The sequence below is a fragment of the Streptomyces sp. NPDC047880 genome (assembly GCF_040706515.1).
Lineage (GTDB): Bacteria > Actinomycetota > Actinomycetes > Streptomycetales > Streptomycetaceae > Streptomyces.
The window spans coordinates 184355-201611 of sequence record NZ_JBEZOK010000003.1 but is presented as its reverse complement, the minus strand read 5'-3'; the positions used below and the strand labels follow the sequence as shown (position 1 = coordinate 201611).

The following is a 17257-nucleotide window of genomic DNA, read 5'->3' as shown; positions in this document are numbered from 1 at the left end:
CATCACCGTCACCCCGGGATGAGGCCCTCGTCGGAGAGCAGCTCCCGCACCTGTGTGAGGCTGGTGTCCTCGTCGGGCAGGACCAGGTCGGACGGCGTGATCGTTTCGGCCGGCAGGGGGGTGCCGTAGCTGCGTACCGCGTCCAGCAGAGCTGACAGAGCGGTGGCGAACAGCAGGTCGTCGTCGGCGTCGGCCGCGGACTGCAAAGCGGCATCCAGCTCGTTGAGCCGGTCGAGGTGATCTTCCTTGATCTCGTACTGGCCCTCGCCGAGAATCCGCATGATCATGATGTCCCCTCCTGGTCCGGCGGGCCCTGCTCGGCGCTCTTGCCCTCCACGGCCCGCGGGGTGGCGGACGTGGGGAGCTGGGCTTTCATCCGGGCCAGTTCCCTGTCCACGTCCTGGCCCGCGGTGACCCGTTCGAGTTCGGCCCGGATGTCGTCGCGGCCGGCAGGGACGGTGGCGTCCTCCAGGGCGCCGGAGGCGAGAAGTTCATCCAACGCACCAGCGCGGGCTTGCAGTTGCTCGGTCTTGTCCTCGGCGCGCTGCATGGCCAGGCCGACATCGCCCATCTCCTCCCCGATGCCGGTGACCGCCTCGGTGATGCGGGTCTGGGCCTCCGCCGCGGTGTATCGGGCCTTGATGGACTCCTTGCTGACGCGGAAGGTGTCCACCTTCGCCTGGAGACGCTGTGAGGCCAGAGTGAGTTTCTCCTCCTCGGCCTGCAGCGTTGCCTGCTGAGTCTGAAGGTCCGTGAGCTGGGAGGCCACGGCGGTGCGTCGGCTCAGGGCTTCGCGGGCGAGGTCCTCGCGCCCGGCGGCGAGCGCCTGCCGGGCCTGCCCCTCCAGCTTGCCGTCGGACTGGCGCAACTGGCTGATCTGCAGATCGATGCGCTTGCGGCTGGTGGCCACATCCGCCACACCACGCCGTACCTTCTGCAGCAATTCCTGCTGCTGGGTATAGGAGTGGTCCAGTACCTCGCGAGGGTCTTCGGCCTTGTCGAGAGCTTTGTTCGCCTTGATCCGGAAAAGGGCGGCTATGCGGTGGGCGATGCTGGTCACAGCGGCCTGCCTCCTCTCGATCGATGAGGAATCTGCCAGGCCATGCCTCGTATGCGGGACACTTACAGACTCCGGCGGCGTGGTCCCATCCGCAAACCGGTCGCGGTCGCACCTCTCCCGCTCGCGCTTGGCGGGTCGATGATGGAGGTGAGCCGCAAAGGAGGTGACCGGCGATGCCACCGCACTGTGATTCTCTTGACGGTCCCGTCGTCACGGCCGCGCGCAAAGCCCTGGAGGGCAAGGATGTCGACCAGATTCTGCCCTACGTGCCGGCAGAAGGGGAACCAGAGGTCCGTGAGGCGTTCGTTCTCGCGGCCAAGGCGCGCATGTCCGGCCGGGAGGCGCAGGACGTGGCGGACCGCTGGTTCTTCGAGACGGTCGTCCGCGTACACCGTTCCGGAGAAGGCGCTCCCTTCACGGGACTCAAGCCGGCCGGGCTCGATGTCGGGCCGGTGATCCCGGTTGCCGAGCATGCCCTCGACGTCGGCTCCCCGGACGAACTGACCGAGGCACTCTGCGGGATCATCCGTGAGCAGGTGGAAGAGCGTCACAGCCGGGCCATGGCGCTCAAGGAGCATGCCGCGGAGGGGGTGGCTGCCGCTCGCGCATTCGTGGAGGCCGGCCTCGGCGTGCAGGTGTGGGCGCACCACGTGTACAAACAGGCGACCGCCGTCCCGCACGCACCGACCCGGCACTCCTGACGAACGACAGTCCGGTTCCCGCCCGCTGAGTCCGGCGCGGAGGAGGGCGCGCGTCTCGCGTGTTCCACGAGGACCCGCGCGCGGTCGATCCTGCGTCATCCCCGGGTTCATGCCGCCGCACCGACACGCGCGCGCAAGTTGTGGAACTGACGGGTCTGCATGATCAGGTGGGCGGGCTCCCAGAACAGCATGTCCATGGTCCGGGTGAGGGGCCGCGGGCGGCTGCGACCCCTCGCGCGGACGATGAGCCGGGTCCTTCCGCCGGGCTCCGGCCGGAGGTGGAAGCCCCATGTCGAGTCGATGTACGCCTTGGGCAGCGGCTCGTACCGCACGTCGAAGGGGCGTCCCGAGGGCAGTTTCGTCTGCGAGCGCAGCACCAGGGTCCGCTCCGGTTCCAGGACCGCGACGGTGAACCAGGCGTCGCCGCTCGGCAGGGAGTCCAGGTGCTGGTCCTGCTCCAGGCGCTGCCACGCCGGGACGATGCGTTCCGCGCTCGGGCGTCCGCCGTTGTCCAGGCGATCCCAGCTGTACCAGCCACCGCGGTTGCAGCCCATCTGTGCCAGCCAGGGCCAGACCTCTTCGGGCGGCGCCGGCAGGGTCGTGGCCATGGTCGAGGTGCCGTCGGCCTCGGGGATGAGGCCATCGCCGGGGAGGTCGCGGTCGACTTCGTCGTGTGTCGTGCCCCAGGTCAGCACCCGTGGCCGCAGGAACACTCCGTACAAGGCCAGCGCGGCGGCCGCCACACCGAGTGGGCGTCGCCCGGCCCCGGGCCGGTGCTCGCTCATGTCTTCAGCGTCGCAGCTCCCTGTCAGTCCCACCACAGGAACGCGGCACCGCCGCCCCCGGAGCCCGACCTCATCTGAGTGCCGTCAGTTCACGAACGGCACGTCGTCGGCGTCTCAGGCTCAGTCGGCGGGAGTCAGGGCGCTGGGCGGGCCGACGGTGACGCCGCCGTCCAGGACGAACTCCACGCCGGTCGAGAAGGTGGCCTCGGTGGCGATGAAGAGGACCATACGGGCGACTTCCCCGGGTTCACCGAACCGCGGGAGGGGCTGGCCGGCGGTGAACGAGTCGTCGAAGTCGGCCGTCATCGCGGTGCGCACCGCACCGGGATGGACCGAGCAGACACGGATCCCGTCCGGGGCCAGTTCCAGAGCCGCGGCCTTGGTCAGCCCGCGCAGTGCCCATTTGCTGGTCACGTACGCTCCGATGTCGGCGTAGCCAGTCAGGCCGGCGATCGAGGAGACGTTCACGATCACGCCTCCGCCGGCCCGGCGAAGAGACGGTGCCGCAGTACGCATGCCCAGCCAGGCGCCTTGGACGTTGACGTCGATGACCCGCCGGAAGGATTCCAGGCTCTGTTCCTCGACGGTCCCCCACTCGAGGATCCCGGCGTTGTTGACCAGCACCGAGACCGGGCCGAGGTCCCGCTCCGTCTCCGCGACCACCGTCTGCCAGCCGTCCTCGGTGCTGACGTCCAGGTGCGCGAAGCGGGCTGGGCCACCGAGCTCCGCCGCCAGCTTCTCCCCCTCGGCGTCGAGGACATCGGCGACCACCACGGCTGCGCCCTCTGCCACGAACAGCCGTGCGACAGCGGCACCGATCCCCCTGGCCCCGCCGGTGACGATCGCCACCCGCTCGTCGAGACGTCCCATCATGGCCTCCTGAACCTGCCTGGCAAAGGCGTGAGTGCGGCGGCAGCGACCGACTCGGCGGCACGACAGGTCTGGTCTCGAGGACCGCATGCCGAACTACAGAGGTCGCTCAAGGGGCCGCGCAGATGACCTCGGCGACGAGGCTCACCCAAGCCGGTGCCCCTCCAGATCAGTGTGGATTCCTCACCTCCCGTGCGCATGCCGGGAACAGGCGCCCACGTCACTCAGGGCGGCCGCCACGAGCAGGACCAGGATCAGCGGATCGCGCAGCCGCTGCAGCACCCGCCGCCACACCGGGGTCCGCGGCTCCGCGGGGATCTCGCCGGGCCCGTGGAGCTCCAGCCGCCGCGTGGCCTCCTCCGGCGACAGCCCTGGAGCCGTGCCCCCGAGCAGCCCGACCTCCGCGGTGGGCCTCCGGGTGCCTTCCCGCCGTTTCATGTCCGTGACAGGGCCACGTCCGGACGGTTCCGTGTATGGGCTGCCATCCACCGCTCCCGTCGTGTACCCGGCCACCGGCCCACGGGACGTACCTCCCGTGCACCCTGGTTCAAGGCTGCGCGCGGCTGCGGCCGTGGTCGTCGGCGTACGCGGCGAACACTTCCGTCGACGTTCCGCCCGTATGGAGGAAGCGCTGGTCAAGGATGGCGGCGAGGTCTCTCAGCGCACCCGCGAGCAGGTCACCGGCCAGTCGCACCTCCGGCCGCCGCGCCGCCTGCCCGCGTCGGGCGAGGGCATCGGCGTAACCGACCATGGCCGCCAGCGACGAGTGGTCCTCCCCGTCATGGAAGTAGTACGCCTCGGCGTACTGGGTGAAGTCGATACGAACGCGTACGACCTCGGTGGCCAGGCTGTCCAGCAGTAGCGCCCCCGCCGTGCAGTCGATCTGCTGCGTCGTCGGGTCCGAGTCGTTCAGCAGCGCCAGGCGGATGGCCAGGACCCTCCTGCGAGTCAACGCCGGGTAGATCTCCAGTACCCAGGAGACCGTGGCCGTCAGGAGGGCGAAGCCGACGAGGGCTTCCAACGGTGAGACAAGGCGAAGCCAGCTCTCAGCGGGTGCGATGTCCCCCAGGCCCAGGGTGGCGACCGTGACGAGCGACAGGTACACGGAGTCGAGCAGCGCCGGCTCCTGCGCCGCCTCGGAACCGGGCGAGAAGGCGAACGCCTCAGGCATGTGGGGCCAGTAGACGATGGCCCAGCCGAGGATGACGGTGACGGCCCACATACTCACCACCGTCACCATGGCGAGCGGTCCCACGAGCCCGACCACCCGCCTACGCACACGGAAGCGGCGGGCCAGTCGCCACAGCGCCGTCATGACGAGGCGGCTCAGGCCACCGTGGCGGGTGGGGTGCCAGAGGGTGTGGAACAGGTCCCGCAGAGTGATCATGACGAGTCCGGCACCGACCAGCGAGACCAGCCACTTCATCCACGTCTCCCACGGCCCTCGTCGCCTGAAGCGGAACCCGCTTTCTCGGAGCCTATGGCCTGTGTGGTGGATCCCGCCGCAGCCTCGGGGCCCGGCACGCCCAAGTGCGCTGAAGAATTCATCGACAGCTCGAGCGTGCAGGTCTCCCCGGGCGCGACGGTCACAGCCCGGTCGGCCAGCACCACGCGGATCGGCGATTCCTCCGAGTCGGGCACACCGATTTCCAACTGTCCTCTGCGGCGCCGTACGGCGACACCCCAGTGACCGCGGTAGCGCAGCGAGAATCCGTACTCGGACAGTGCCGGGAGGGGGACGGGGTCCAGCCACAGGGCGTCCTCGCGCGTCTCAAGTCCGGTCAGACCGCGCTGGACCAGGTCGAGGGTCCCGGCCATGGCCCCGAGATGGATGCCCTCGCCGGTCGTGCCGCCCTGGATGTCGGCGATGTCCGCCTCCAGTGCTTCCTGGACGTACTTCCATGCCTCGGCCCGTCTTGCGCGGGCGAGAACCAGGCCATGGACGAGCCCGCTGAGAGTGGAGCCGTGGCTGGTGCGCCGGAGGTAGTAGTCGACGGTCCTGCGCCAGACCTCGTCGTCCAGGCCGTATCCGAGGCGCCGGAACAGATCCCGCAGCTCGGCGGGCGAGAAGAGATAGCCGAGCATGAGGACGTCGGCCTGCTTGGACGCTTTGTAGCGAGTGACCGTGTCGCCCTCGGCCTCCAGGATCCGGTCCAGGCGCCGGATGCTGTCGTAGCGCGCCCGGTAGGCGTCCCAGTCCAGCTCGGCAAGGTTGTCGTAGCCCTCGAACTGGCTGATGACGCCCTGGTGGAACGGCACCCGCAACCGCCGGGAGACCTCCTCCCACTTCGGGAGTTCGTCGCCGCCCAGCCGGACGCGTTCGAACAGTTCCTCCCGGCGCCAGGCGGGAAGGCGCCGCACGAGGTCCAGGGCACGGGTGAGGACCCAGGCGGCGGTGACATTGGTGTACGTGTTGTCGTCCAGGCCCGGCGTGGTGGCACCCGGGTAGCCGTCGTGGTATTCGTCGGGGCCGACGACGCCCCGGATGCGGTAACGGCCCGTGCCGTCGTCGAAGTCGGCGAGGTCCGCCCAGAAGCGGGCGATCTGCAGCAGCATCTCAGCGCCCTTGGTGTGCAGGTACTCCGTGTCGCCGGTCGCCTCGCAGTACTGCCAGACGTTGTAAGCGACCGCCGAGCCCACGTGGTGCTGAAGCCGGGAGTTGTCGGGCAGCCAGCGCCCCGAGCGCGGGTTGAGATGCCATACCTGCGTCTCCTCGCGGCCGTCGCTGCCGCTCTGCCACGGGTACATCGCCCCGGCCCGGCCGATGGCGGCGGCTGCCCGGCACGCTCGCGGGAGGCGTCGGTGGCGGTAGTCCAGCAGCGCCCGGGAGACCTCGGGAAAGTGCAGGTCGAGATACGGCAGCACGAACAGTTCGTCCCAGAACACATGGCCGCGGTACGCCTCACCGTGCAGGCCCCGGGCCGGCACTCCCACGTCCAGGTCCGCGGTGTGCGGCGAGAGCGTCTGCAGGACGTGGAAGAGATGCAGACGCAGGACACGGCCGGCCCGGCCTGGCACCTGGACGTCCGCGCGCCGCCACAACCGATCCCACGCGGCGGCGTGGGAGTCCAGCAGGGCCGAGAAGTCCGCCGCCGTGGAAACCCGGTCGACTGCTGCCTCGAGCGGGTCGCTGATCGCCGTGTCGCGGGAGGTGAACAGCGCCACGGTCTTCTCCACATCGACCGGCCTGCCCGGAGCGATCGGGACCACCAGGCGGTGGACGGCACGGCGCCTGCGGGGACGAAGCTCCGAAGAGGCCGCAGACCGGCCGGCGACGAGCGTCCGGGTGGCCATGGCGACACCGATGCCCGAGCTGCTGGTGCGGCAGCTCAGCCAGACCGTGTCGGGCTCCCGTGCCCCCGTCCGCACACGGGTCAGATGGCTCCCGTTGAGGGCCCGGTAGCGGTGCACATTGCCGTTGATCACGTCACCGTCGAGGCAGGACTCGATCTCGATCTCCCCCGACCAGTCCTCGGGCGTGAAGACCGTCCGCAGGGCCGCCAGGTGAGGGTCCCCCATGTGTACCAGGCGGGTCTGCCGGACACCGAGCACACCCACATCGTCGTCCCGGAAGCGAAGCACCCGGGTGAGCTTGGCCCGGCGCAGGTCCAGGACTTGCCGGTAGTCCAGCAGTGCGCTCTTGTCCGGGGTGAACCACGGACACCACGCTCCCCCGGCGCGGCGCACACGGAACCGCAGGAGCAGCCAGTTCGGGAGGTTGACCAGATCCTCGTTCACCACGTGCCGTCCCGCCACGGTCGACTCCAGGCGGTTGTAGCACCCGGCGGCGTAGGTTCCCGGGTAGTGCACCAGGCCCGCCCGGCACTCGGGCGCCGCGCCACGCGTGGCGAAGTAGCCGTTTCCCAGCGTGCAGAGTGATTCACGCAACCGCTCGGCCGTGGGGTCGCAGCCCTCGTACTCCCATGTCCAGTCCGACATTCGTGCCCTCCCCTTCTCACTCGACGAGATGTGCGGGAGCGTGAGACGCGCGCCGGATCAGGCCCGCTGCGGGACGACGGCCACCGGGCACGCGGCGTGATGCAGCAGGGCGTGGGCGACCCTGCCGAGTTGCAGACCGAAGTGACCGTGCCGCCTCAGTGCGCCCACGACCACCAGGTCGGCCTCGGCCGAGGAATCGAGGAGGACCTTGTGTGCGGGGCCTTCGACCGCTCGGCGATGCACATCGACCTCGGGGTGCTCCCGTAGGGCGTCGCGCAGCGCGTCGGTGAGGAGCGAGGAGGCCCGTTCCTCGCGGGCACCGGCGGCACCGTCCGCGACCAGAGGATGGTCCACGTGCTCATGGGCGGGGCGACGCCAGGCCCGTACCGCGTGCAGGGCGCAGCCGCGCGCCTCGGCCTCGCGGCAGGCGAATCGCACCGCGGCCGAGCTCTCCGCCGCATCGCCGACGCCGACCATGACCTTGCCGAAGGCGCCCTGTCGGTTCCGCTCCCCGCCGCGGACCACGAAGACCGGGCACACCGCACGGGCGGCCACCGCGAGGCTGACCGACCCCAGCAGCAACCCGGCGACCTCGCCGCGGCCACGGGAGCCCATGACCAGGGCGGAGGATTCATGAGCCGCGTGCAGGAGCGCGGACACGGCGTCGTCGGGCAGCACGACGCTCGACACCTTCACCTGTGGGTTGCGCAGCTGGGCGCGTTCCGCGCAGGACGCCGCGATGTGCTCGGCCAGAACCTTCTCGGTCGGACGGTCGGTACCGAAGGAGGGGAGGCGCCCCTCGTACCGCTCCCACAAAGCGGCATGGAGGAGCCGCAGGGACAGCCCGTGCCGCGCCGCCTCGTCCACCGCCCAGTCCACGGCCTGCAGGCTGGAGTCCGATCCGTCGACACCCACGACCAGCGGGAGTTCCATGGTCACCAACACCTTCCTGCCCCGGGCGCTGCGGGGAGTCCCTGTCAATACGGTCGCACCGCCCTGGGCCCGTCGCGACACAGGGACCGACTCTCGGCATGGTGCCTCGACCCAGGTTGCACAGCGCCGATTTGCGACGATTGTGGAGTCAGATGACCTGGGCGGCGAACGAGGAGCCGCTCCTCGCGTCTCCGCTGCCGTCGCATCGGCCGTGTACGAGCCCATCCGCTTCAAGGTCATGGTGAAGGGAAGGCGACCGTGGTTGCGAGGACCGGCGCTTTCGGCGCCTTGCCCAAACAGCATCAGGAGCTGCTCATGTCGCTCGCTCGTGAAGTGTCGTTCGCGATCGACGAGCGCATCTTCAACGAGGGTGGCAAAGCCGACCGCTTCTGGATCATCCACACGGGCACCGTCGCTCTCGACGTTCATGTTCCCGGCCGCCGGGCAGCGGTCATCGAGACGCTCGGTGCCGGGGAACTGCTGGGCTGGTCCTGGCTGGTCCCTCCCCATCACTGGCACCTTGGGGCCCAGGCCACCAGCCCGGTCCGTGCCTACGAGTTCGACGCGGCCGCAGTCCGTGAGCTGTGCGGGAACGACCAGGGACTGAAGCAGGAACTGCTGGCCTATGTCGCCGGGGTGATCGCGGAGCGGCTCAGGTCCGCGCGGGTGCGGCTGCTCGACCTGTACGCGCCCTACGGCGCGGGCGAGGTGCCCTGACGAGGCAAGACGAGGTTGCCGGTGCTGGAGGGGGAAGGGCGCGTCATCGGCGTCGTGTCCGAGGCCGACCTGCTGCCCGAGGAGGAGTTTTGCGACAGCGACCCGAGCCTCTTCGAGCTACGCCGGCGCCTGTCCGACATCGCCAGGGCCGGGGGCCTGACGGCGGAGGAGCTCATGAGCAACCCCGCTGTCACGGTCCACCCGGGAGCCGGCATCTCAAGCGGCTGCCCGTGGTCGACCAGGTGAGCATGCTCCAGGGCATCGTCAGCCGTGCCGATCTGCTGAAGGTCTTCCTGCGGTCGGACGAGGGCATCGAGGAGGAGGTCCGCGCACCGTGGTGTCCTACCCCTTCCCGGCCTTCGGCCACGCCATCCACGTGGACGTGCACGAGGGGGTCCTCACCCTCCGCGGACACATTCACGACACCTCGCTCATCTCGGTCGCCGTGCGCCTCGTGCGCGCCGTGGAGGGCGTGGTGGACGTCGAGCCGCAGCTCATCACCGGGCAGTCAGCCGGTCCGGACGGGCCCGAGGACGGTCAGTGACGCGTGCGCCGGGCGCCGCCCGGCACCGACGCGCCGCGGTCCTCGGACAAGGTGGTCAGGGCTGGATGTCGAGTACCTCCGCCACTGGCCGGCGAGGTGTGCGGGGGCCTTCGGGGCCGTGTCCCAGGCGCAGCAGCATCTGCGTGCAGCCCGTCCCGGTGACCGCATCACGCAGCCGCCGGCGCAGGTCCGTCCATTCGAGGGGCTGGGTGGCGAAGGAGCTGGACAGACCCTCAAGGGTGGCCAGCAGCAGGACGCGTTCCATGGCCTGGCCGGCGCGCAGCCAGTCCTCCGGGCGGTCATGGCTCGTACTGACGAGGGCCACCTGAGGGGTCTGTTCGAAGTCCGCGGCGTCCCGTCCCGCCACTGGCCGCGGGCCCGCGAAGTCCCGCAGGGGAGCCTTGCCTCCGCGCTTGCGCGGCCCGAAAGCGTAATCGGGGACTCCGTCGTCGGTCATGTTCACCGACGGAGGGTCGAGACGGGTCCATTCGGCCAGGTCCTGGGCGCTGCCGCGGTCGGTGAGGTTGCGTGCCTCGGCTTCCTGGACCACCTCCAGCACCTCCCGCAGATGCCATGAGGTGGGGAACGTCAGCACGGCTCCCTCACGCCGGGCGGCCTCGCTGAGTGCCTCCCGCACGGCATGGGGCATCTCCGTCTCGTCGAACGGGAAGCGGCTGCTGTGCCGTTCGTGGATCGCCGGATACAGCGCGCCGAGGTCGTTCTCCCCGATGCCGGGTGCGGTCAGCCGCACGCTCGCGAGGAGCGCCGGATCGGACGGGTCGTGCAGCAGCCGGGTCTCCGGATGCCAGCCCTCGTGGGCCACGGCGACCCGCAGGTTCAGCAGGGCGGCGCCGCAGCCGATGTGCAGGCCGCGGGTCCGTGGGTCGGAGCGGGGCATGGCACGTTCGAAGTCGGCGCGCATCTCGAACGTGCGGCTGCGCCGGACGTAGCGGAAGCTCCAAGGCTGTGCGTTGTGCATCGACGGGGCGGCGGCAGCGTCGTGGACCAGGTCCGTCAGGCGCTCGTCGGACGGTTCTTGTCCGCTCACCGGAGTCTCCTCTCGCGAGCCGGCCAGCAGGCCAGGAGGGGGCCAGTACTGTGGTGGCTCACTCGTCGGCAGGGGTGATGCGCCTGCCCGTGAGGCTCGCGGGCCGGATCGATACCCACATCTCGCGTTCACCGCCTGCCCAGGGCGTGGTGTGGGCGCGTCGGGTCAGCTCCCGCACGGCATCGGGCTCCGTGACGACGCGCGCCGGGCCGACTGCCAGCACACTCCAGCCCTGGCTCATGGCCTCGTCCACGTGGTCCACCTCGAAGGCGACCTCCTTCCCCACGGCCGCCGCCGGCACCGAGCCGGGCGCGGTCCGGAAGACGATGGCGTCGTCGACGACCTCGTAGTTGACCGGGATCACCGCCGGGCGACCGTCGGACGCCGGGACCGCGATGCGCCCCACACCGTGCGTGGAGAGCAAGGTGCGGCACTCCTGCGGGCTGAGATCCCTCAGCTGCGGGTGCAGTAGCGCCTGGCCTTGGCCGGGGGGCAGATCGATGCCGCCCCCGCGCAGGGCGGCGACGGTGGTGCCCAGCGCGTCCGCCAGCCTGATGAGAGTCCCCACACTCGGGTCGGCGGGCTGTTCCTCCAGGTACGCCAGGTAGTCGGGCGACATGCGGGCGCGGCGGGCCGTTTCCCCCAGACTGAGCCCGCTCCTGTGGCGCTCCACGGCCACGCGCCGGCCGATGTCACCGGGGTTGGGGATCTCCGTCGGCGGGGGTGCCGCGGAGACCGATCCCGGCTCGACCGTGTCCGGCTGGGAAGCCCCCTGGGTGGTCCCGGGCTGCTGTCCGTGCTCGAGGTGGCGGAGGTGCGCGTCGGGCCCCGGGAACACGAGCGTCACTTCGTCCGTGTCCGACCAGCGCACGTCGTACGGAGGTGTTCCGTCCTCGTGGTGGAGTCCGACGATCTCGCCGTCGCGCCGGGTGGCGCCTGTCGCCGGGCTTTCGATGACGAGTTGGTCGCCGAGGTGAGCTCGCATGATCGCCGCCCTCTCCTCAGAATGGTGTTGTAACCAACGTGCCACGCGCGACAGGCCACCGCATGGGCCGACCGGTCCCCATCTGCAGGGTGGGCCGGGATGACTGACTGTCACGTACCGGATGGGAGCCGGCGTGCGCCACCGAACGGTCGTGGAAGTCATGACCCGGGACGTCGTCCGGGCGCGGCGTGACACGCCGTTCCAGGAGATCGCCAGGCTGCTGGCGGAGAACGACGTCACCGCCGTACCTGTCGTGGACGATCTGGACCGTCCCGAGGGAGTGGTGTCGGAAGCCGATCTGCTGCCCGAGAGCGCCGACCAGGCCGACCCGTCCGGTCGCAGCCCGGTTCCACACCTTGAGGTGATGGAGGCCCATCACCTCAAGCGGCTGCCCGTGGTGGACGAGACGGACCGGCTGCTGGGCATCGTCAGCCGTGGTGACCTGCTGGGATCTTTTGCGCCGGGACGACGCCATCCGCGACGAGATCACCGAGGACGTGCTGGGGCGCACGATGGGCCTTGCCCCTTCGGAGGTGACGACCGAGGTGCGCGACGGTCGGGTCGAACTCGGCGGCTGCGTCGAGTTCAGGAGTCTGATTCCCGTCATCGAGCGGCTGTGCGGGAGCGTCGACGGCGTGGTCTCGGTGGCCGGGCACATCGACTACCGGAACGACGACGCCCGCCCTTCATCCGCCGGCGGCTGAGCCCCGCGGAAGTCGGGCGGAGGGCCGGCGCCCGAACCGCCGGCCCTCCGGAAACAAACGGGCACCTCCGGCCCCCGGACGCGTCCCGGTGACCGGCCCCGCAGCCGGCTCAGCCCGTGATCTCGATGCGGTGTGCCTTCCCCTGCTCGGTCTTCGGGACGCGCACCGTGAGGATCCCGTTGGTGAGATCCGCGCTGATGTGCTCGGTGTCCGAGTTCGGCGGCAGCGTCGTGCGGTAGTCGAACTCCCCGATGCGGCGGGTGTGCCTGCGTACCACCCCGGTGTGTTCCTTCTCCTTGATCTCTCCGTGGATGTCGAGTTCGCCCTCGCCCACCTCCACGGTGATCTGGTTCTTCTCCACTCCGGGAAGCTCGATTTCCACCAGGTAGGCATCCTCGGTGTCCTCGATGTCGGCCAGCGGCGCCCAGGGCTCGGCCGCGCCGAACTCGGAGGTGCCGCCACCCGGGAAGGCGGCGTGCATGAGCTGGTCGACCCTGGTACGGAGGTCCTCCAGCTCACGCAAGGCTGCCGGAAGCCCGCCCCTGCCGTGTCGTGCCGGATGCGTCATGAGCGATCCTCCTTGACTTGCTTGCCGCCGTCGGTCACAAGCGCCAGCCGACGGCCTGACGGGTGCTCGGCCTGGACGCCCCCACGCCCTCGATGTCGCGCTCGGCGATGTCCAGCAGTTGCTTTGCGAGTTCTCGCATGGCCCGGCCCGCCGCCAGTTCGTCGCCGATCTCCGGCACGTTCGGGTCCGCCGGATGACGGTGCGCGGTTCCGCGGCCGGTGAGTGTCGTGGTACCGGTGTCCAGCACCACGTGGGCCTTCGTCGCTCCCTCGTCGTCCTCGAAGAGGTGGAGACGAACCTTCCATTCCGCCGTGTGTGGCATCGTTTTCCTCCTCACTGCGATCCGGATGCGGCCCGTCATGGGTCCGCGGGCCGTGCGTAGGGAGCCGACGTCTGCTCGTCGATGCGGCGCCGTACGCGGCGGGCGAGTGCGCTCAGGTGCTCGGAGGCCGTCGCGCGGGGCGCGACCGGGTCCCGTATCCGGCGGGCGGCCGGTGGCAGACCGGCCAGGTCGGCGGCGAGTCTCTCCCGGCACGCGTCGAGCGTGGCCCTGCCGCCGGTGCGCTGCCCATCGCGCATCACCGTCTCCAGCAGCGGGCCGCCGTCGCCGGGCGACTGCTCGTCGGCGAGACGGATCACGTCGGCGTATGCCGTGCGGCGGAACACCTGCTTGGGGCCGGGGGCGGTCACTTTCGCCGACGACAGCTTCATCACCGGGCGCCCGTCGTACTCCACCATCTTGTACGCGGAGTCCAGGTACGGGGCGTCGGCCGAGACCCCGACCCGGGTCCCGACGGCGTAGGTGTCGATCGGCGCGCCGGAGCGGACCAGGTCGTCCACGGCGTACTCGTCGAGCCCCCCGCTGGCGACGATCCGTACGTCGGGCAGACCCGCGGTGTCGAGGATGGAGCGTGCCCGGGCCGCCAGGGCGCCGAGGTCGCCGCTGTCCAGCCGTACGGCCGAGCCGGGACCGCGGTCCAGATCCCGCAGGACACGTGCCGCGACGCGGACGCCCTCCACGGTGTCGTAGGTGTCCACCAGCAACGTCACGGGGCCGGGGTGGCAGCGTGCGAACGCGCGGAACGCCTCTTCCTCCGTGGCGAACGCCTCCACGTAGGAGTGGGCCATCGTGCCGACGGCGGGGATGCCGAGGGCCGTGGCCGCGGCCACGTTGCTGGTGCCGGCGAAGCCGGCCATCGCACCGAGCCGGGCGGCCTGGAACCCGGCCTGCGGGCCGTGGGTGCGCCGCAGGGAGAAGTCCAGGACCGGATGCCCGGCCGCCGCGAGGACACAACGCGCGGCCTTCGACGCGATGGCCGTCTGGTGGCTGAGCTGGCTGAGCACGTACGTTTCGACCAGCTGCGCCTGTGGAAGCGGCGCGTTCACCTCCAGCAGCGGCTCTCCCGCGAGCACGATCCGGCCCTCCGGTACGGCCCGCACGTCACCCGTGAACTCCAGGCCGAGCAGGGGTTGAAGATCCCGCGGGGACCGGTGCAGCGCGGAAGCGAAGGCGTCGACGTCCTCGGGGCGGACTCGGAGGCCGGACAGGTAGTCCAGGGCCGACTCCAGCCCCGCGGCGACCAGGAAGCCCCGCTCACGAGGAAGATCGCGGACGAAGAGGCTGAAGGTGGCCGGGCCGGTCATCCCCTCCCGCAGGTAGGACATGGCCATCGTCACCTCGTACAGATCCGTGGTCGTCGCTTCGGACATCGGCGTCGTCTCCTCGTGCGCGTCCGGTCTCTGCCGGTCACCGCCGGAAGCGCGCGGACCACAGGGGCTCCACCAGGTCCCACTCGGCGTCCCACTGCGCGTGCCTTCTCCGGTCCAGCACGCGGCGCGTGCCTCCACGCAGCGCGTAGAACCCACTGACCGCTCCGACCGCGGCCATGCCGCCCACGAACCAGCCGTTGGTTGTCGCGGTGAGCGTGGTCATCGGCGCGCTTGTGATGGTTCCCTCCCGGTCCAGCCACACCGGCACGGTGGCTCCCTCGGGTGTTCCTGACTTCACGAGGGTCGTTCCCGTCCGGACCTTGCCTTTGTCGTCGGTCCAGCGGACCTGCGCCTGTTGCTTCCCGTCCGCGGTGGCGCCCTTGACGCTCGACGTCAGCCGGGCGGTGACCTCCTGCCGTTCCGCCGACTGGGCTTGCACGGTGCGCATCGACGACTCGTACGCCGTCAGCCCCGCGCTGAGAGCTGCCACGGGCAGTCCGAGGACCAGGACGAGCATCAGGAAGCGGCGGATCCAGGATTCGAGCGTGTCGGACGGACGGATCAGGGGATTCGTCCCCTTGGGCGACGGTTCCCTGCGCGACGGGGACGGACCTGACGCGTACGGCGAATTCTGTGCACTCATGAGTCGGCCTCCAGCAGGTCGCTGGTCCCGTTTCCTCACCGTTCGGTCCCACCATCGGACAGCAGCGGGCTTCGGTCACAGGGCCGAAGGTCCCTGTCGGCCGGCTTCCGGCCTCGATGAGGCCGGCCCGTCGACGTGGTCCGTCCCCGCCGATCACGGTCATATCCGGGGAACGACCGCGATCGGGCACGGCGCGTGATGCAGCAGCGCGTGGTTGGTGAGGCCCAGTTGCAGGCCCAGGTGCCCCTGCCGTCTTCGGGCCCCGACGACCAGCAGGTCCGCCTCCGACGCGGCTTCCAGGAGTGCCTGGCGTGTCGGTCCCTCGACCACCCGTCGGCTCACCCGGGCTTCGTGGTACTGCTCCTCCGAGGTGCGCAGGGCGTCCTCGAGTACCTGTGCCGGCGAGCGGCGGTGGGCTTCCAGGGCGTACCACGAGGCGGCCTGAGGCGTGGTGAGGGCACCCGGCTGTGCGCTCCAGGCATGTACAGCGACGAGCAGGCAGCGCCGCACCTGAGCCTCGCGGAGGGCGAACTGCACGGCCGTGCTGCTGCCCTCGCCCTCCTCGACGCCGACGGCCACGCTTCCGAACCGGGCATTCCGGTGCTCCACCGCGCCGCGGACGACGACGACCGGGCAGTCCGCGCGTGCCGCCACGGCGAGGCTGACCGACCCCAGGAGCATCCCGGCGAGGTCTCCGAGCCCCCTGGAGCCGAGCACCAGAGCAAAGGCGTTGCGTCCCCTGTCGACCAGGGCGGAGGCCGCGTCGTCGTGCAGCACCTCGCTCGACAGCCGCACCGCGGGCGCCCCCTTGACGGCACGTTCCGAGGCGTGACCGATGACGCCGGACACGTCGTGATCCCGCGGCGTCGCGTGCAGGAGGTGGAGCGGCACTCCGTGCCGGACCGCCTCGTCGGCGGCCCAGTCCACCGCCTCCAGGCTCGCCTCGGACCCGTCGACGCCGACCACCAGGGGAATCGTCATCGCCCCTGCCTCCTCTCCGGCCGGCCCGCCTCCGGCCCCCTCCCTTGCGGGTGCACATGCGCCGCGGAAGGGATTGGGGTACTCCTCGAATGAGGAACGCGCCGCGCTCGGCATGTCGGCACCATGCGAACAGTCCGGCAATCAGACTCGTCAGCCGTCATTTCCAGCTTGCTATGAGACGGAGGCCGGTGCCATGCAACCAGTCCTCACCGTGGGCCTCGACGGTTCACCCGAGAGCCTTGCGGCCGCCCGCTGGGCGGCCGACGAGGCCGAGAAGCGCAAGCTCACCCTGCGCCTGCTGCACGCGTGGCCGCTGCTGGCGCCGGAACCGGCCCGCGTCCCCTCCGAAGTCGATCAGAACTACTGGGCGAAGCGTCTCGTCCACACCGCACAGGCGGAGCTCCAGGCGCGCCATCCGGGCTTGTCCGTCATCGGGAGCCTGGTCCCCGAAGACGCCCAGGACGCCCTGCTCCAGGCTGCCTCGGAGTCCGAGGCTCTCGTGCTCGGTTCACGAGGGCTGGAGTCCATCGCGAGCTACTTCCTGGGCGACGTCAGCATGCCGGTCGTGGCACGGGCCCAGCGGCCGGTGGTGCTGGTCCGCGCCGGCACCGGGGAGGAGGGGCCGGTCCCGGCACCCGGGAGCCGCGTGGTCGTGGCACTGAAGTTGCGCGATTCCTCGGAAAGTCTTCTCGACTTCGCCTTCCACACGGCTGCGGCCAGGGGCGTGTCTCTTCTGGCCGTCCACGGCCGAAGTGTGCCACTCCATGCCCGCGTGCCCTGGGGTGTGGACCACGACGTCACCGAGGAGATGAAGCGGGACGCGCAGACGCACCTGAGCAAGGCGCTCCGTCCCTGGCGTGAGAAGTATCCGCAGGTGGACGTGGCCGACAGCATCCGTTTGGCAAGCCCGGCCAAGGCCGTCGTACAGGCTGCCGAAGGTGCCGTGCTGCTGGTCGTCGGCCGCCGCGAACACCGTCCGGGGCCGGCGCCGCACTTGGGTCCCGTCGCCCAGGCCGCCATCCACCATGGGCGCTGCCCCGTCGCCGTCGTCCCTCATGACTGAACCTGG

18 protein-coding genes and 2 pseudogenes are annotated in these 17257 nt (G+C 70.5%); 5 read left to right on the top strand and 15 right to left on the bottom strand.

The features are described from left to right. Window positions 1-8: 8 nt before the first annotated feature. Window positions 9-287, bottom strand: a complete 279-nt coding sequence (locus AB0937_RS06860) for a hypothetical protein (protein ID WP_366709983.1) — start codon at window positions 285-287, stop codon at window positions 9-11. Then, window positions 284-1060: a PspA/IM30 family protein gene (locus AB0937_RS06855; protein WP_366709982.1), complete on the bottom strand. Its 777-nt coding sequence runs from the start codon at window positions 1058-1060 to the stop codon at window positions 284-286. The genes AB0937_RS06860 and AB0937_RS06855 overlap by 4 nt, the downstream gene beginning before the upstream one ends. Window positions 1061-1233: 173 nt before the next feature. On the opposite strand from AB0937_RS06855, the gene AB0937_RS06850 reads away from it, so the two are divergent. Continuing rightward, the gene (locus tag AB0937_RS06850) at window positions 1234-1761 is read left to right on the top strand and encodes a DUF6448 family protein (protein ID WP_366709981.1); all 528 of its coding nucleotides are present in this window, start codon (window positions 1234-1236) and stop codon (window positions 1759-1761) included. Window positions 1762-1868: 107 nt separating this feature from the next. Here the strand turns inward: AB0937_RS06850 and AB0937_RS06845 are convergent, their stop codons facing one another. The 6 genes from AB0937_RS06845 to AB0937_RS06820 form a co-directional block, all read right to left on the bottom strand. Further along, complete coding sequence (locus tag AB0937_RS06845) at window positions 1869-2546, bottom strand: hypothetical protein (protein ID WP_366709980.1); 678 nt, start codon at window positions 2544-2546, stop codon at window positions 1869-1871. A 120-nt stretch (window positions 2547-2666) separates the two neighbouring features. Beyond that, window positions 2667-3416 (bottom strand): glucose 1-dehydrogenase, encoded by a 750-nt coding sequence (locus AB0937_RS06840; RefSeq protein WP_366710232.1) that lies wholly within the window; start codon window positions 3414-3416, stop codon window positions 2667-2669. A gap of 183 nt (window positions 3417-3599) precedes the next feature. Continuing rightward, window positions 3600-3854, bottom strand: a complete 255-nt coding sequence (locus AB0937_RS06835) for a cation-transporting P-type ATPase (RefSeq protein ID WP_366709979.1) — start codon at window positions 3852-3854, stop codon at window positions 3600-3602. Window positions 3855-3963: 109 nt separating this feature from the next. Then, window positions 3964-4842 carry a potassium channel family protein gene (locus tag AB0937_RS06830; protein ID WP_366709978.1) on the bottom strand — a complete coding sequence of 293 codons (879 nt, stop codon included), beginning with the start codon at window positions 4840-4842 and terminating at the stop codon, window positions 3964-3966. Beyond that, window positions 4839-7355 (bottom strand): glycosyl hydrolase family 65 protein, encoded by a 2517-nt coding sequence (locus AB0937_RS06825; protein WP_366709977.1) that lies wholly within the window; start codon window positions 7353-7355, stop codon window positions 4839-4841. Before AB0937_RS06825 ends, AB0937_RS06830 begins: the two co-directional genes overlap by 4 nt. Window positions 7356-7412: 57 nt before the next feature. Next, window positions 7413-8288 carry a universal stress protein gene (locus AB0937_RS06820; RefSeq protein WP_366709976.1) on the bottom strand — a complete coding sequence of 292 codons (876 nt, stop codon included), beginning with the start codon at window positions 8286-8288 and terminating at the stop codon, window positions 7413-7415. Window positions 8289-8603: 315 nt separating this feature from the next. Here AB0937_RS06820 and AB0937_RS06815 point away from each other — a divergent pair, with 315 nt between their 5' ends. Beyond that, window positions 8604-9005 (top strand): cyclic nucleotide-binding domain-containing protein, encoded by a 402-nt coding sequence (locus tag AB0937_RS06815; RefSeq protein ID WP_366709974.1) that lies wholly within the window; start codon window positions 8604-8606, stop codon window positions 9003-9005. Window positions 9006-9020: 15 nt separating this feature from the next. After that, window positions 9021-9549, top strand: a pseudogene (locus tag AB0937_RS06810) (BON domain-containing protein). Between the two features lie 55 nt (window positions 9550-9604). Here AB0937_RS06810 and AB0937_RS06805 read toward each other — a convergent pair. Both AB0937_RS06805 and AB0937_RS06800 read right to left on the bottom strand, forming a co-directional pair. Continuing rightward, window positions 9605-10597 carry a nitroreductase family protein gene (locus tag AB0937_RS06805; RefSeq protein WP_366709972.1) on the bottom strand — a complete coding sequence of 331 codons (993 nt, stop codon included), beginning with the start codon at window positions 10595-10597 and terminating at the stop codon, window positions 9605-9607. Between the two features lie 58 nt (window positions 10598-10655). Continuing rightward, the gene (locus tag AB0937_RS06800; protein WP_366709970.1) at window positions 10656-11582 is read right to left on the bottom strand and encodes a pyridoxamine 5'-phosphate oxidase family protein; all 927 of its coding nucleotides are present in this window, start codon (window positions 11580-11582) and stop codon (window positions 10656-10658) included. Window positions 11583-11715: 133 nt separating this feature from the next. On the opposite strand from AB0937_RS06800, the pseudogene AB0937_RS06795 reads away from it, so the two are divergent. Beyond that, window positions 11716-12286: pseudogene (locus AB0937_RS06795) on the top strand (CBS domain-containing protein). Between the two features lie 109 nt (window positions 12287-12395). On the opposite strand, the gene AB0937_RS06790 reads toward AB0937_RS06795, so the two are convergent. The 5 genes from AB0937_RS06790 to AB0937_RS06770 all read right to left on the bottom strand — a co-directional run bounded on the left by AB0937_RS06790 (window position 12396) and on the right by AB0937_RS06770 (window position 16188). Then, window positions 12396-12854 carry an Hsp20/alpha crystallin family protein gene (locus AB0937_RS06790; protein WP_366709968.1) on the bottom strand — a complete coding sequence of 153 codons (459 nt, stop codon included), beginning with the start codon at window positions 12852-12854 and terminating at the stop codon, window positions 12396-12398. A gap of 34 nt (window positions 12855-12888) precedes the next feature. Next, the gene (locus AB0937_RS06785) at window positions 12889-13176 is read right to left on the bottom strand and encodes a dsRBD fold-containing protein (protein ID WP_358960053.1); all 288 of its coding nucleotides are present in this window, start codon (window positions 13174-13176) and stop codon (window positions 12889-12891) included. Window positions 13177-13211: 35 nt separating this feature from the next. Next, on the bottom strand, window positions 13212-14564 hold the full coding sequence (locus AB0937_RS06780; protein WP_366709967.1) for a nicotinate phosphoribosyltransferase: 1353 nt from the start codon (window positions 14562-14564) through the stop codon (window positions 13212-13214). Window positions 14565-14601: 37 nt separating this feature from the next. Further along, entirely contained in the window at window positions 14602-15207 is a 606-nt protein-coding gene (locus tag AB0937_RS06775; protein WP_366709966.1) for a hypothetical protein, read from the bottom strand. Window positions 15208-15366: 159 nt separating this feature from the next. Further along, window positions 15367-16188: a universal stress protein gene (locus tag AB0937_RS06770; RefSeq protein ID WP_366709965.1), complete on the bottom strand. Its 822-nt coding sequence runs from the start codon at window positions 16186-16188 to the stop codon at window positions 15367-15369. 193 nt (window positions 16189-16381) lie between these two features. Between AB0937_RS06770 and AB0937_RS06765 the strand changes: the two genes are divergently transcribed. Next, the gene (locus AB0937_RS06765; protein WP_366709963.1) at window positions 16382-17251 is read left to right on the top strand and encodes a universal stress protein; all 870 of its coding nucleotides are present in this window, start codon (window positions 16382-16384) and stop codon (window positions 17249-17251) included. Window positions 17252-17257 lie beyond the last annotated feature (6 nt).